Consider the following 14,602-nt stretch of genomic DNA (forward strand, 5'->3'; position numbering starts at 1 on the left):
GCCGGCGTGGGACCGGCGACCTGATCGGGGGCGGTGTCACTGGCCAAGGCGGTTCTCCATCTTGCGCAGGGCGAGGGCGGTCGGATAACTCGCGAGCAGGAAGATCAGCCCGGCGATCGTGAACGGCTCGATGTAGCGGAAGTTCCGCGAGCCGAGTGAGGACGCCGTCTGGACCAGCTCCGGCACCGTGATCAGGGCGAGGAACGGCGTCTCCTTGAACATCGACACGGCGTAGTTGCCCAGGGCCGGCAGCACGCGGCGCAGTGCCTGTGGCAGCACGATGTTCTGCCAGGTGTAACGCGCCGGGATCGACAGCGCGGTCGTGGCCTCCCACTGCCCCTTGGGCACCCCGTCGATGCCGGCGCGATAGACCTCGGCGTAGTAGCAGGCGTAGTGCACCCCGAGGGCGAGCACACCGGTCACGAGCGGTGACATCGTGATACCGAAGCCGGGCAGCACGTAGAACAGGAAGAACAGCTGCACCAGCAGCGGGGTGCTCCGGACGAACTCGATGAAGCCGGTGGTGAGCGGCGCGAGCACGGGGACGCGCACGTAACGGACGATCGCGAAGACCAGCCCGAGAACGGCGGCGAGCACCGATCCGAGCAGGGTCGCCACCAGTGAGTAGCGTACGAAGTGCTCGAGCAGCACCGGCAGGATGTCGGCGGCGTACTCCCAGTTCCAGATCACCGGACCTCACCCTGCACTCCGGCCGTCCAGGACAGCAGGCCGCGACGCGGTGGCGCCGGCTGCCCGATCCGGGCCTTGGCCCGGCGCTCCAGCGCACTCATCAGCAGCGTCGTCAGGTATGCCAGCACGAAGTAGATGCCCAGCGCCAGGGTGAAGATGAAGAACGTGTTGCCCTCGGAGTCGCGGTAGGACTTGGTGACCGCCATCACGTCGACCAGCGTGATCGTGAAGACCAGGGGGGTGCTCTTGAGCAGCTGGATCAGCAGGTTCCCGAACGGCGGGATCATCCCGACGACGGCCTGCGGGAGGATCACCAGCCGCATCCGCTGGTACGGCGTCATGTTCAGAGCGATCGTCGCCTCCCGCTGCGGCTTCGGCACGGCGTTCACCGCTCCACGTACGACCTCGGAGCCGTACGCACCGAAATTCATCGCGAAGGCGAGCACCGCGATCGCGAAGGCGTCCAGCCGGTAGCCGAGCTGGGGCAGCACGAAGTACAGCCAGTACAGCTGTACGAACAGCGACGTCCCGCGGAAGAACTCCACCACGATGCGGGACAGCGTCCGGGGCAGCCGCCCGGGCGCCCCGGCCATCAGCCCGAGGACGAAGGCGACGACCAGGGCACACGCGGCACTGACAGCGGTGACGAGGACCGTGAGCCAGATGCCCTGGAGCAGCGCCTCGACCCAGGGGCCGAAGTCGGCGAGTGCGTCCACGACCCCCAGCTCAGCTCTGGCAGAGCTGCTCGGTCGTCAGGTCGTCGGGCGGGATGGTCTCCGGGCCGAAGCCGTACGGCTCGATCAGCTCGAGCAGCCGGCCGCTCTCCCGCAGCTTGTTCAGCTCGGCGTTGAAGGCCTCGCGCAGCTCGTCGTCGCCCTTGCGGAAGACCGCGCCGCCGGCGCCGATCTGCTCCTCGCCGTCGATCACCGGAACGAACGCCTCGGTGATCTCCACGCCGCTGTCCGGGCTGTCCTGGAGCAGGCGGTTCAGCGAGATGCTGGTGATCGCCAGCGCGTCGATCCGGCCCGCCTTGAGGGCAGCCAGACCGTCCCGCTGGCTGGAGACCTCCACGATCCGGTTCTGCGGAGTACCGGTCTTCTGCGCGTAGATCCCCTCGACCGCGCCGGGCAGGACACCCACCTTGCTGTCACTGCTCGCCACCGACTCGAAGTCGGAGATCTTCTTCGGGTTGCCCGCCGGGACGAGGAAGGCGTTGGGGGCGATGTAGACCGGCTCGGAGAAGTCGGCCTCGGCGCAGCGCTCGGGCAGGATGAACATGCCTGCGGCCACGACATCGAAGCGTCCGGCCTTCAGCCCCGGGATGAGCTGCCCGAAGTCCACCTGGGTGCCGTTGAGCTCGTTGATGCCGAGTTCTTCATAGATCGCCTTGTGCACCGCGGGCGCCTGCCCGAGCAGCTCGTTGCCCTCCTTGTAGGCGTAGGGCTTCTCGCCGGCGAAGCCGACGTTGATCGAGCCGCGTTCCTTGACGGTGTCGAGCAGCGAGCCCTCCCCGCTGCTGTCGACACTGCTGCACCCGGCGACCAGGCTCAGTGCGGCGGCCACCCCCAGCGCCACCGCCGGCCTACACCGGAGAACGTTCGATCGGGTCCTGTGCGTCGCCACGGTGAGGTCCTTCCGTCGTGGACACCAGCCGGTGCCGCGTCGAGACTGTCGTCCGGGTTCGAGGGGGCACGGTACCAAGAATGCGCATCCTGCCCGGCGGTGACATCACCTGTCGGATGTGCTAGGCGGCGCCGTCGAACAGGCTCGTCACCGACCCGTCCTCGAAGACCTCCCGGATGGCCCGGGCGATCAGCGGCGCGATCGACAGCACCGTCAGCGCGTCGAAGCGCTGGTCATCCGCGATCGGCAGCGTGTTCGTGACGACGACCGAGCCGATGCGGCTGTTCTTCAGGCGGTCCATCGCGGGACCGGACAACACCCCGTGGGTGGCGGCGACCATGACCTCGGCGGCGCCGTTCTCGAACAGCAACTCGGCGGCTTTGGTGATGGTCCCGCCGGTGTCGATCATGTCGTCGACCAGGATGCAGGTCTTGCCGCGGACCTGGCCGACGACCTCGCCGACCTTGGCCTCGTTGGGGACGTTGGGATCGCGCCGCTTGTGGATGATCGCCAGGCCGCACCCCAGCCGGTCGGTCCAGCGTTCGGCGACGCGGACCCGGCCGGCATCCGGCGAGACCACCACGAGGTCGCGGTCGCCCCACTGCTGCTCGACGTGGTCGGCCAGCAGCGGCAGCGCGAACAGGTGGTCCACCGGCCCGTTGAAGAAACCCTGGATCTGCGCAGTGTGCAGGTCCACGGTCATCAGCCGGTTCGCGCCGGCTGTCTTGAACATGTCGGCGACCAGGCGGGCGCTGATCGGCTCGCGACCGCGATGCTTCTTGTCCTGGCGGGCGTAGGGGTAGAAAGGCATCACCACGGTGATCCGCTTCGCCGACGCCCGCTTGAGCGCGTCGACCATGAGCAGCGTCTCCATGATCCAGGTGTTGACCGGTGTCGTGACGCTCTGCACCACGAAGGCGTCCGATCCGCGCACCGACTCCTCGAAACGCACGAAGATCTCGCCGTTGGCGAACTCGTACGCGCTGGTCGGCGTCGGCGCTGCCCCGAGCCCACGGCCGACCTCCTCGGCCAGCTGGGGGAAGGCGCGCCCGGAGAACAACATGAGGTTCTTGCTGCTCGAGATCGTGATGCCGCTCATGACTGCTGCTTCCCCTGGTCGGTGCCGCTGCCGGTACGGCCGCGCCGGCGCGCGACCCACCCGTCGATGTTGCGCTGCCTGGCCCGGCCGACGCCCAGCGCCCCCTCGGGCACGTCCTCGGTGATGACGGACCCGGCGGCGGTGTAGGCGCCGTCGCCGATGGTGACGGGTGCGACCAGCATCGTGTCGCTGCCGACCCGCACGTCGTCGCCGACGACGGTCGGGTGCTTGGCCTGACCGTCGTAGTTCACGAAGACGGTCGCCGCACCGATGTTGCTGCGGTCGCCGATCGTCGCGTCACCGACGTAGGACAGATGCGGCACCTTGCTGCCGTCGCCGATCCGGCTGTTCTTGACCTCGACGAATCCGCCGGCCTTGGCGCCCCGGCCGAGCGTGCTGCCGGGCCGCAGGTAGGTGTACGGACCGACCGTCGCCTCGGGCCCGAGGACCGCTGCCTCGCACTGGGCGCGGACGACGCTTGCGCCCTCACCCACCATCGTGTCGGTGAGGGTGCTGTCGGGGCCGATCCGGGCACCGGCGGCGATGGTCGTACGACCGTGCAGCTGGGTGCCGGGGTGGACGGTGACGTCCGGCGCGATCTCGACGTCGACGTCGATCCAGGTCGTGAGCGGGTCGATCACCGTGACGCCCGCGCGCTGGTGCCGCGCGACGACCCGGTCGCGCAGCAGCCGGCGGGCCTCGGACAGCTGGACCCGGTCGTTGACGCCCATCGTCTCGCCGGGGTCCGCCGCGACGTGCGCGGCAACGGGAAGGCCGGCCGCCCGGTGGAGGGCGACGACGTCGGTGAGGTACTCCTCACCCTGGGCGTTCCCGGTCGTCAGCTGCTGCAGGCTCCGGCTCAAGGCGGCGGCGTCGAAGGCGTAGACACTCGTGGCGACCTCGCCGATCGCCCGGATCGCCTCGTCGGCGTCCTTGTGCTCCACCACGGCCGTGACCGAGCCTCCGCTGCGCACGACCCGGCCGTAGCCGGTCGGGTCGTCGACCTGTGCCGTGAGCAGGGTGGTCGCCGCACCCGCGACGTCGTGTTCGGTGACCAGTGCGGCGAGTGTCTGCGGGGTCAGCAGCGGCGCGTCGCCCGGGACGACGAGCACGGTGCCGGTGAGCTCGGGCAGAGCGGCGAGGGCGACGCGGACGGCATGGCCGGTGCCGTTCTGCTGCTCCTGCACGACAGGTCGGGCGCTGCTGTCGATCTGGCGCAGGTGGGCCGTCACCTGCTCGCGGCCGTGGCCGACGACCACGACGAGGTGCTCGGGCTGCAGGGCCCGCGCGGTGGCGACGACGTGGCCGAGCATGGTGCGGCCGCAGAGCGGGTGCAGCACCTTCGGCGTCGTCGCACTTCTCATCCGGGTGCCCTCGCCTGCGGCGAGGACGACGACGGCGGCAAGGCGCGCGTCGGTCACGAAGGCTCCTCGCGGGCTGGGGTGGACACCGGAGAACCCGGCGACCGGAGTCTACCGACGCAGCTGCCGGCAGCCGGCGCAGCCGACGGCGTCCGGCCCGACGGGCGAGCGCTCCCGGGGGAGGAATCGAACCTCCGTTCAGGGATTCAAAGTCCCTTGTCCTGCCCCTAGACGACCCGGGAAGGATCATGCTGGCTGCGCGGCGGCAGCCCGCCCATGATGCCCTGTCCCGCGACTGGCCAGGTTACGGAGGCGTAGCTTACGGTGGCGTAGCCAGCCTTCCTGCCCCTGAGGACCCCCGTTGCCTGCTTCCCGGACCGCCTTTGCGCCAGTGGACGCCCCCGTCACGACGATCGAGTACGACGCCGATGAGGCCCGGCCGCTGCAGGACCTGCCCCGCACCCGGCTGTGGGCCCGCCTCGAGCAGGTCGCGCTCGGCGCCTTCATCGTCGTGCCGCTGCTCGCGGTCGTCGCCAGCGGCTTCGTCGTGTGGGGCAGCGGCCTGTCCTGGCGCGACGTCGTGCTGAGCACCGTCTTCTACGCCCTCACCGGCCACGGCATCACCGTCGGCTTCCACCGCTACTTCACGCACGGCTCGTTCAAGGCCCCGCGCCCGGTGCGGATCGGACTGGCCGTCGCCGGCTCGATGGCGATCGAGGGCCCGGTCACCCGGTGGGTCGCCGACCACCGCCGGCACCACGCCTTCTCGGACCGTGAGGGCGACCCGCACAGCCCCTGGCGCTACGGCACCAGCTTCCGGGCCCTGTGCAAGGGCCTGTGGCACGCCCACGTCGGCTGGCTGTTCGACGTCGAGCAGACCGACCAGCAGCGCTTCGCCCCGGACCTGCTCGCCGACCGCGCCGTCCACCGGGTCAACCGGCTCTTCCCGGTCTGGGTCCTGCTCTCGCTCGGCCTGCCGGCCGTGCTCGGCGGCGCGTGGGCGGCCGCGGCGGGTGACGGCTTCTGGTACGGCGCCGCCACCGCCTTCTTCTGGGCCAGCCTGGTCCGCGTCGCGGTGCTGCACCACGTGACCTGGTCCATCAACTCGATCTGCCACGCCTTCGGGGAGCGGCCGTTCACCACCCGCGACCAGTCCCGCAACGTCTGGCCGCTCGCACTCATCTCGATGGGCGAATCCTGGCACAACCTGCACCACGCCGATCCGACCGCCGCACGGCACGGCGTCGACCGCTGGCAGGTCGACACCAGCGCCGAGCTGATCCGCGGCCTGGAGAAGCTGGGGTGGGCCTGCGACGTCCGCTGGCCGAAGCCGGAGCGCCTGGATGCGCGGCGCGCCACCACGAGCAGCTGACCGGCGCCCGGGCGCGTCAGACTGCGGGGGTGAGCAACCCCGCGCCGGTCCGCCGGATCCGCATGACCGGCACCCAGCGGCGCGAGCAGCTGCTCGACGTCGGCCGTGCACTGTTCGCCGAGCGCGGCTTCGACGGCACCAGCGTGGAGGAGGTCGCGCTGCGCGCCGGGGTCTCCAAACCCGTCGTGTACCAGCACTTCGGCGGCAAGGAGGGGCTGTACGCCGTTGTCGTGGACCGCGAGGTGCAGCGCCTGCTGACCAGCTTCACCACGGCACTGACGGCCGACTCGCCACGCCGGCTGCTGGAGCAGGCGACCCTCGCGCTGCTCAGCTACGTGGAGGACCAGCCCGACGGGTTTCGCATCCTGGTGCGGGAGTCCCCTGCACCGCTGGCCGACAGCGGCGGCTTCGCCACGATCATCAGCGACATCGCGGCGCGGGTCGAGCACATCCTGGCGGCGGAGTTCGCCGCCCGCGGCTTCCAGACCACGCTGGCCGGCCTCTACTCCCAGGCGCTGGTCGGCCAGGTCGCACTGGTCGGCCAGTGGTGGCTGGACAACCGCTCCCCGGGACGCGACGAGGTGGCCGCCCACCTGGTGAACCTCGCCTGGAACGGCCTGTCCGGGCTGGAGGCCACGCCGGTGCTGAGCACCGGACGGGCTGCACCTTCGTAGGAAGGCGGCGTAGCACGGCCTCAGCCTTCGGCGGCCTCGTACAGCTCCAGCCAGCTGTCCTCGAGTGCCGCCTTGTCGGCCTGCACCGCCCGCAGCTGCTCGTCCAGCGCCGCGACCGCCTGGAAGTCGGTTGCCTGGGCGGCCAGCTGCGCCTCGAGCTCCGCCGAGCGCTTGTCGAGCCGACCGATCTCGCGCTCGACGCGGGACAGCTCCTTCCTGGCCGCCCGCGGGTCACCGGCGCCGCCGCTCCTGGACTTCGGCGCCGTGGCCGGGGCCGACTTCACCCGCTTGACGAGGTACTCCTCCACGCCGCCCGGCAGCGCCGCCACGCTGCCGTCGCCCATCAGCGAGGCGGTCACGGTGGTGACCCGCTCGAGGAAGTAGCGGTCGTGGCTGACCACGATCAGCGTCCCGGGCCAGCCGTCGAGCAGGTCCTCGAGCGCGTTGAGGGTGTCGATGTCGAGGTCGTTGGTCGGCTCGTCGAGCAGGATCACGTTGGGCTCGCCCATGAGCAGCCGCAGGATCTGCAGCCGCCGCCGTTCCCCGCCGGACAGGTCGCCGACGCGGGTCCATTGGGCGTTCCCCGTGAAGCCGAAGCGGTCCGCCAGCGACGAGGCACCGATCGTCTTGCCCCCACCGAGGTCGACGACCTTGGCGACCTGCTCGACCGCCTCGAGCACCCGCAGGGACGGGTCGAGCTCAGCCACCTCCTGGGACAGGTAGGCCGGCTTGACCGTCTGGCCGACGACCACCCGGCCGCTGTCGGGCGGCTGCTGGCCGACCAGCAGCCGGAGCAGCGTGGACTTGCCCGCGCCGTTCACCCCGACGATGCCGACCCGGTCGCCCGGGCCGATGTTCCAGTCGACACCCTCGAGGAGCACCTTCTTGCCGAAGGCCAGCGAGACGCCGTGCAGCTCGTACACCGTCTTGCCGAGGCGCGCGGCGGAGAACCGCTGCAGCGCGATGTCGTCGCGGGCCGGCGGCTCGTCGGCGATCAGAGCGTTGGCCGCGTCGATCCGGAACTGCGGCTTGCTGGTACGGGCGGGCGGGCCACGCCGCAGCCAGGCCAGCTCCTTCTTCACCAGCTGCAGGCGCTTCTGCTCGGCGGTCGAGGCCATCCGGTCCCGCTCGGCGCGGGCCAGGACGTACGCGGAGTAGCCGCCGTCGTAGGAGTCGACGACTCCGTCGTGCACCTCCCACGTGGTGGTGTTGACCTCGTCGAGGAACCAGCGGTCGTGCGTGACGACGAGGTGGGCCTGGCTCGAGGACCGACCCTTCAGGTGGTTCGCCAGCCAGGCGACACCCTCGACGTCGAGGTGGTTGGTCGGCTCGTCGAGCACGAGCAGGTCCCACTCCTGCACCAGGAGCGCGGCCAGCGCCACCCTGCGGCGCTCACCGCCGGACATCGTGCCGATCACGCTGTCCAGGCCGATGTCGTGCAGCCCCAGGCCGTCCAGCACCTCGCGCACCCGGGCGTCGCCGGCCCAGGTGTGCTCCGCGGTGGCGCCGAGGATCGCCGCGTGGGCGGTGAGCGCGGTGTCCACCCGGACGTCCTGCGTCAGCACGCCGACCTGCAGGCCGCTGGTATGGGTGACCCGCCCGGAGTGCGGCTCCTCGGCCCGGAACAGCGTCTTCAGCAACGTCGTCTTCCCGCCGCCGTTGCGGCCGACGACACCGATCCGGTCCCCCTCGGCGACACCGAGCGACACCGCATCCAGAAGCAGCCGGGTGCCGTGGGCGACGGTGACGTTCTCCAGGTTGACGAGGTTGCGCGACGCGGGACCGGCCATCAGGCGGCCGCCACCACACGCGCGCCGGTGACCGGCCCGTCGGCCCGGCGCACGGCCGCGCAGACGTCGTGACCGTCGAGCGCCGAGGCCAGCGCGACGGCGTGTCCGTCGTCGCGGGCGAGCAGCGCGACCGTTGGCCCGGAGCCGGACACGACGACGCCGAGCGCACCGAGGTCGCGGCCGGTGTCCAGCAACTGCCGCAGTGACGGCTGCAGGACCAGCGCCGCCGCCTGCAGATCGTTGTCGAGGGCCCGCCCGAGGGCCACGGCGTCTCCCTGGCGCAGCGCCGCCAGCACGTGGGCCGGGTCCCGGACGATCCCGACCGGCCCGGTCTCGCGCTGGCGGTCGAGCTGGCCGTACACGGCGGGGGTGGACAGGCCGCCCTCGGACAGCGCGAGCACCCAGGAGTAGCTGCCCTGGCCGAGCACGGCGGTCAGCCGCTCACCGCGGCCGGTGCCGAGCGCGGTGCCGCCGTGCAGCGAGAAGGGCACGTCGCTGCCGAGCTGGGCACCGAGCACGGCCAGCTCGTCCTTGGGCAGCGCCGTCCCCCACAGCGCGTCGCAGCCCACGAGGGCGGCTGCGGCGTCGGCCGAGCCACCTGCGCAGCCACCGGCGACGGGGATGCCCTTGTGGATGCGCACCTCCAGGGTCGGCTCGTGGCCGGTGTGACCGGCGATCAGGTGGATGGCGCGGACGGCCAGGTTGCTCCCGTCGAGCGGCACGAGCCCGGCCCCCTCCCCCGTGACGGTCACGGTGAGGCGGTCGGCCCGGACCAGCTCGACGTCGTCGTACAGCCCGACGGCGTGGAAGACGGTGGTGAGGTCGTGGAAGCCGTCCGGCCGGCGCCGGCCGACCGACAGGTGCAGGTTGATCTTGCCCGGCGCGCGCACCGTGACGCGGTCGTGCGTACGGCGGGAAGACAGCACAGGCTCCAGATCTCAGGACGGAAGGTCTCAGCTTACGGGGGTGCCGGCCAGGCGGGCGAAGTCGGCGACACCGAGCACCTCGCCGCGGGCGCCGGGATCGATGCCGGCCGCCCGCAGCCGCGCCTCGGCGGCAGCGGCCGAACCGGCCCAGCCGGCCAGTGCGGCGCGCAGCGTCTTGCGGCGCTGCGCGAACGCCGCGTCGACGACGGCGAAGGTCGCTCGCCGGTCGCCCGCCGGCGGCTCCCGGCGGCGGAACGCGACCAGCCCGGAGTCGACGTGCGGCGCCGGCCAGAAGACGCTCCGGCCGACGGCGCCCGCCCGGCGCACCTCGGCGTACCAGGCCGCCTTCACCGACGGGATGCCGTACGTCCGGCTGCCCGGCGGTGCGACCAGCCGGTCGGCGACCTCGGCCTGCACCATCACCAGCCCGCTGCGCAGCGACGGCAGGTGCTCCAGCAGCCGCAGCAGGACCGGGACGGCGACGTTGTAGGGCAGGTTCGCCACGAACGCGGTCGGCGCCGGGCCGGGCACCGCCTCCAGCGTCAGGGCGTCCTGCAGGACGACCTCGAGCCGGTCGGCCCGCTCCGGCAGCCGGGCGATGACCGTGTCGGCGAGCTCCCTCGCGAGGACCGGGTCGATCTCGACGGCCACGACGCGGTCGGCGACCTCGAGCAGCCCGAGCGTCAGCGAGCCGAGCCCCGGGCCGACCTCGACCACCACGTCGTCGACCCCGACACCGGCGACGCGCACCAGGCGCCGCACGGTGTTGGGGTCGATGACGAAGTTCTGCCCGAGGGTCTTGGTCGGGCGCAGGTCGAGCCGGTCGGCCAGCGCCCGTACGTCGGCGGCGGTGAGGAGAGCCACCAGGTATGTCTAGCTGAACAGGTACTTCCCGCAGTGCGGCCACTGGCCGGCGCCCGAACGCTGGTAGAGCAGCTTGGCGCGATAGGTCTGCTCGCCGGCGGAGTTGTCGATCGGGTCGCCCGAGCCGCCGACGCCCCGCCAGGTCTCCATCGAGAACTGGTAGAGGCCGCGGTACTTGCCGGTCGGGTTCACCGCGCGGGGGTTGCCGCCGGACTCGCAGTCGGCCAGCGCCGGCCAGTTCAGGCCGTCGGCGCTGCCCGTGCCACGGCGGGCGCTACCGGTGGTCTGCGCCGGACGGGCCTTCGTGCCGACGGCGAGCACCCGCGTCACGGGTGCGGAGACCGTCGTGCTGGCGACCACGCTGCGCTTCTCCAGCTTGCCGTCGGCATGGACGGTCTCGACCGTGCGACGCACCATGCCCGGCTTGCCGGCCCGCAGCGTCCTGGTCTCTCCCTTCACCAGGTCGCCGTCCTCCCGGCGCTCGGTCTTGAACGCGACCGGCACCGTCTCGGTGGTGCGCGCGGTGCTGACGCGGGTGACCCGGATGACCATGTGGTGGGCCACCGGCGTGCTGCGGGTGTCGGAGATCCGGTCGTCGCCATCGAGCGAGATGCCCGCCTCCATGAGCGCGTCGCGCACGGTGGCCGCGGTGGTGGTGAGCGGCTGCACGGCGTTGTCCGCGAGGATCGAGATGTCCTTGGGCGTGGTCACCGCCAGGCGGAAGCCGTCGAGCGGCAGCTCGCGCGACCGGGAGGCCGACAGGGCCAGCGAGCCGTTCCGCAGCCCGATCTGGTCCAACGCCTCCTCGACCGAGCTGGCGGTCACCCAGACCGTGCGCTCCTTGCCGTCCACCACGAGGGTCAGCTCACGGGCCCGGCGCAGGGCGACCCGGTCACCGTCCTCGACCGGGGTGCCGGCAGCCGGCACGAGCACGTCACGCTCCCCGGCCTCGAGGCCGGCGGCGGCCAGCACGTCCTCCACGGTGCCGCCGCGGAAGTCGACCTCCTGCTCGGTGCCGTCGACGGACAGCAGGACGGTCGGACTGGTGGCGGACCAGGCGAATCCGGTCGCGAGCAGGGCGGCCAGGACCAGGCCGAGGACGAGCGGTACGAGAGGACGGCGCACGGCGGCGGCCAGCGCGGAGCGGGACAGGGTCAGGGGATGAGCAGGCACGGGGCTCCCAGCAGCTTGCGGTCCGGGCACGCGGGGCTGCACGCGCTGTTCGGCCCCCCCCCGGGGGGGGGCGGGCCGAAGCGGTGCAACCGGACAGACCTCCACGATCCCGGCTTCTGTGCCGACGACGCTAGGTCGCGTTCTCGTGACGGCCAAACCTGTAGTGGGGGTTCGGGAGCTTCTACAACCCCTTTTCGCTGCCCGAGTGGGGGGAAAGACGCAGGTCAGCCCGGTTCTTGTGACGAAGTTGTGAAACCGGTCACCTCGGGCTCACAGTGCGAAGGCGCGCCGCCCGTTGTCGGCGATCGTGGCGCACAGCCGGTCGAGGTCCGCGCCCCTGGTCTGCGCCATCGAGCGCACCGTCAGCGGCACGAGGGAGGGGGAGTTGGGCCGTCCCCGGAACGGCATCGGCGTCAGGAACGGCGCGTCGGTCTCCACCAGCAGCAGCTCGGCCGGCGCCACCCGGACCGCCTCGCGCAGGCCGTCGTTGGCCTTGAAGGTGACCGGCCCGGCGAAGCTCATCCACCAGCCGTGGGTCGCGCAGGTGCGGGCCAGCGCGGCACCGCCGGAGAAGCAGTGGAAGACCACCCGGTCCGGTGCGCCCTCCGCCAGCAACACCCGGACCACGTCGTCGTGGGCGTCCCGGTCGTGGATCACCAGCGCCGTGCCGGTGCGCTTGGCGATGGCGATGTGCGCGCGGAAGGACTCCTCCTGCAGCCGGTGTCCCTGCTCGCTCTCGGTGCGGAAGTGGTCCAGCCCGGTCTCACCGACGGCCACCACCTGCGGGAGCGCCGCGAGCTGCTCGACCTCACGCAGCGCCTCGTCGGTGGCGGCGCCGCGGCCGGCTTCGTTCGGGTGGATGGCCACGGCCGCGTGCACGTCGGCGTACCGGCTCGCGATCTGCGCCGACCAGCGGCTGGACTGCAGGTCGACGCCGACCTGCACGACGGTGTCGATGCCGACGCTGCGCGCGGCGGCCAGCGCCTCGTCGACGTCGGTGTCCATCAGGTCGAGGTGGGCGTGGCTGTCCAGCACCGGGACGGCCAGCGGCTCCGGCAGCGGCGGCGGCTCACCCGCGCGCCCGTGGCCCCGACTCACGCCCTGCGTCCTGCTGAGGCACTGCGTCCTGCTGAGGCCCTGCGTCCTGCTGAGGGGACAGCCGTACGCGGGGTGGAGCAGGACGCTGGCGTCACGGAGCCTGAACCTCGGCCGCCGCGGCGAGGCGGGCCAGCTCCTCGTCCACCACCGACGGGTCCAGCTTGGCGAAGATCGGCGTCGGCGGGCCGATCGGCTGACCCACCTGGATCGGGCGGGACGCCCAGACCGCCGCGGTGGCGTAGTCCCCCCTCAGCACCGGGTAGCCGGGGCCGCCGTCGAGATCGTCGACCTCCACCAGCTGCGGCATCCCGGTCCAGGTCCCGTCGCGCCCGAGCAGCCGGTGCACCTCGTTCGCGCTCTCCGGCAGGAAAGGAGTGAGCAGTGCCTTGGCGTCGTCGACGAGCTGCAGCGCGACGTGCAGCACCGTGTCCCGCCTCGCCGGGTCGTCCTTGAGCTTCCACGGAGCCTGGTCGGACAGGTACTTGTTCGCCTCACCCACCACGCGCATGGCCTCGGTGATCGCGGCCTTCTGCTGGGATCGGTCCAGCAACGCACCGACCGCTCCGAACGCCTCCCGCGACGCCGCCAGGACCCGCTGGTCCTCGCCCAGCAGCTCGCCCGCCGGCGGGATCGCGCCGAGGTTCTTGTGCACCAGCGACAGCGACCGGTTGACCAGGTTGCCCCAGCCCGCGACCAGCTCGGTGTTGTTGCGGGTGACGAACTGCTCCCAGGTGAAGTCGGTGTCGCTGGACTCCGGGCCCGCGACCGACAGGTAGTAGCGCAGCGGGTCGGCGCCGTACCGCTCGAGCACGTCCCGCACGTAGATGACGACGCTCCGGGAAGAACTGAACTTGCGGCCCTCCATGGTGAGGAACTCGCTGCTCACCACCTCTGTCGGCAGCGCCAGCTCGCCGAGCGGTCCCGGCGTCCCCGCCGGCTTTCCGGACGCGCCGAGCAGGATCGCCGGCCAGATGACGGAGTGGAAGACGACGTTGTCCTTGCCCATGAAGTAGCGGGCATCGGCGCTGCCGTCCCAGAACGGCCGCCAGGCATCGGGATCGCCGGTACGCCGGGCCCACTCCACGCTCGCCGACAGGTAGCCGATGACCGCGTCGAACCAGACGTAGAGGCGCTTGTTCGCATTCTCCGCCCAGCCCGGCAGCGGGATCGGCACGCCCCAGTCCAGGTCGCGGCTGATCGCCCGCGGCTTGAGGTCGGCGATCAGATTGGCGCTGAACTTCAAGACGTTCGGCCGCCAGCCGGTACGGGCCTGCAGCCACCCGCCGAGCGCCTCCGCGAAGGCCGGCAGCTCCAGGAAGAACTGCGCGCTCTCGACGAAGATCGGCGGCTTGCCGTCGATCCTGCTGCGCGGGTTGACGAGGTCCGTGGAGTCGAGCTGGTGGCCGCAGTTGTCGCACTGGTCGCCGCGCGCGCCGTCGTAGCCGCAGAGCGGGCAGGTGCCCTCGACGTAGCGGTCCGGCAGTCCGCGGCCGGTGGACGGGTCGATCGCCGACAGCTGGGACCGCTCGACCACGTAGCCGTTCTCGTACAGGGAGGTGAACAGCGTCTGCACCACCGAGTAGTGGTTGCGCGTGGTGGTGCGGGTGAACAGGTCGTACGACAGGCCGAGCCCCTGCAGGTCCTCGGCGATCACGCGGTTGTAGCGGTCGGCGAGCTCGCGCGCCGTCACCCCCTCGCGGTCGGCCTGGACCTGGATCGGCGTGCCGTGCTCGTCGGTCCCACTCACCATGAGGACGTCGCGGCCGGCCATCCGGGAGTAGCGGCTGAAGACGTCGCTCGGCACCCCGAAGCCGGCGACATGGCCGATGTGGCGGGGGCCGTTGGCGTACGGCCAGGCAACGGCGGTGAGGACGCGGGACATTGGTAGTCCGGGGCGCAGTACCGCCGTGGCGGCCTGTTTCCCCTTTCCCC

13 protein-coding genes and 1 tRNA gene are annotated in these 14,602 nt (G+C 71.7%); 2 read left to right on the forward strand and 12 right to left on the reverse strand.

What is annotated here, in order from left to right; all coding sequences use genetic code 11:
* Nucleotides 1-36 precede the first annotated feature (36 nt).
* The 6 genes from ehuD to WD794_13650 all read right to left on the reverse strand — a co-directional run bounded on the left by ehuD (nt 37) and on the right by WD794_13650 (nt 5,015).
* Entirely contained in the window at nt 37-690 is a 654-nt protein-coding gene (ehuD, locus tag WD794_13625) for an ectoine/hydroxyectoine ABC transporter permease subunit EhuD (GenBank protein MEX2291350.1), read from the reverse strand.
* Nucleotides 687-1,406: an ectoine/hydroxyectoine ABC transporter permease subunit EhuC gene (ehuC, locus tag WD794_13630; GenBank protein ID MEX2291351.1), complete on the reverse strand. Its 720-nt coding sequence runs from the start codon at nt 1,404-1,406 to the stop codon at nt 687-689. The genes ehuD and ehuC overlap by 4 nt, the downstream gene beginning before the upstream one ends.
* Before the next feature lie 10 nt (nt 1,407-1,416).
* Nucleotides 1,417-2,253, reverse strand: a complete 837-nt coding sequence (ehuB, locus tag WD794_13635; GenBank protein ID MEX2291352.1) for an ectoine/hydroxyectoine ABC transporter substrate-binding protein EhuB — start codon at nt 2,251-2,253, stop codon at nt 1,417-1,419.
* Between the two features lie 181 nt (nt 2,254-2,434).
* Nucleotides 2,435-3,412, reverse strand: coding sequence for a ribose-phosphate diphosphokinase (locus WD794_13640; GenBank protein ID MEX2291353.1), 978 nt, complete (start codon nt 3,410-3,412; stop codon nt 2,435-2,437).
* Complete coding sequence (glmU, locus tag WD794_13645; GenBank protein ID MEX2291354.1) at nt 3,409-4,833, reverse strand: bifunctional UDP-N-acetylglucosamine diphosphorylase/glucosamine-1-phosphate N-acetyltransferase GlmU; 1,425 nt, start codon at nt 4,831-4,833, stop codon at nt 3,409-3,411. The genes WD794_13640 and glmU overlap by 4 nt, the downstream gene beginning before the upstream one ends.
* Before the next feature lie 111 nt (nt 4,834-4,944).
* Nucleotides 4,945-5,015: transfer RNA gene (locus WD794_13650), tRNA-Gln, on the reverse strand.
* A gap of 119 nt (nt 5,016-5,134) precedes the next feature.
* Here WD794_13650 and WD794_13655 point away from each other — a divergent pair.
* Nucleotides 5,135-6,145 (forward strand): acyl-CoA desaturase, encoded by a 1,011-nt coding sequence (locus WD794_13655; protein ID MEX2291355.1) that lies wholly within the window; start codon nt 5,135-5,137, stop codon nt 6,143-6,145.
* 62 nt (nt 6,146-6,207) lie between these two features.
* On the forward strand, nt 6,208-6,819 hold the full coding sequence (locus WD794_13660) for a TetR/AcrR family transcriptional regulator (protein ID MEX2291356.1): 612 nt from the start codon (nt 6,208-6,210) through the stop codon (nt 6,817-6,819).
* Nucleotides 6,820-6,839: 20 nt separating this feature from the next.
* Here WD794_13660 and WD794_13665 read toward each other — a convergent pair whose 3' ends face one another.
* From WD794_13665 to metG, 6 genes are all read right to left on the reverse strand, one after another.
* A complete protein-coding gene (locus tag WD794_13665; GenBank protein ID MEX2291357.1) occupies nt 6,840-8,609 on the reverse strand; it encodes an ABC-F family ATP-binding cassette domain-containing protein in 1,770 nt (589 codons plus the stop codon).
* Nucleotides 8,609-9,535, reverse strand: a complete 927-nt coding sequence (locus WD794_13670; GenBank protein ID MEX2291358.1) for a 4-(cytidine 5'-diphospho)-2-C-methyl-D-erythritol kinase — start codon at nt 9,533-9,535, stop codon at nt 8,609-8,611. Before WD794_13670 ends, WD794_13665 begins: the two co-directional genes overlap by 1 nt.
* Nucleotides 9,536-9,562: 27 nt before the next feature.
* Complete coding sequence (gene rsmA, locus WD794_13675; GenBank protein MEX2291359.1) at nt 9,563-10,402, reverse strand: 16S rRNA (adenine(1518)-N(6)/adenine(1519)-N(6))-dimethyltransferase RsmA; 840 nt, start codon at nt 10,400-10,402, stop codon at nt 9,563-9,565.
* A gap of 6 nt (nt 10,403-10,408) precedes the next feature.
* Nucleotides 10,409-11,572, reverse strand: a complete 1,164-nt coding sequence (locus WD794_13680) for a ubiquitin-like domain-containing protein (protein MEX2291360.1) — start codon at nt 11,570-11,572, stop codon at nt 10,409-10,411.
* A gap of 270 nt (nt 11,573-11,842) precedes the next feature.
* The gene (locus tag WD794_13685) at nt 11,843-12,670 is read right to left on the reverse strand and encodes a TatD family hydrolase (protein MEX2291361.1); all 828 of its coding nucleotides are present in this window, start codon (nt 12,668-12,670) and stop codon (nt 11,843-11,845) included.
* A 91-nt stretch (nt 12,671-12,761) separates the two neighbouring features.
* Nucleotides 12,762-14,552, reverse strand: coding sequence for a methionine--tRNA ligase (gene metG, locus WD794_13690; GenBank protein ID MEX2291362.1), 1,791 nt, complete (start codon nt 14,550-14,552; stop codon nt 12,762-12,764).
* Nucleotides 14,553-14,602: the final 50 nt, after the last annotated feature.

This window comes from Mycobacteriales bacterium (genome assembly GCA_040902655.1).
Classification (GTDB): Bacteria; Actinomycetota; Actinomycetes; order Mycobacteriales; family SCTD01; genus SCTD01.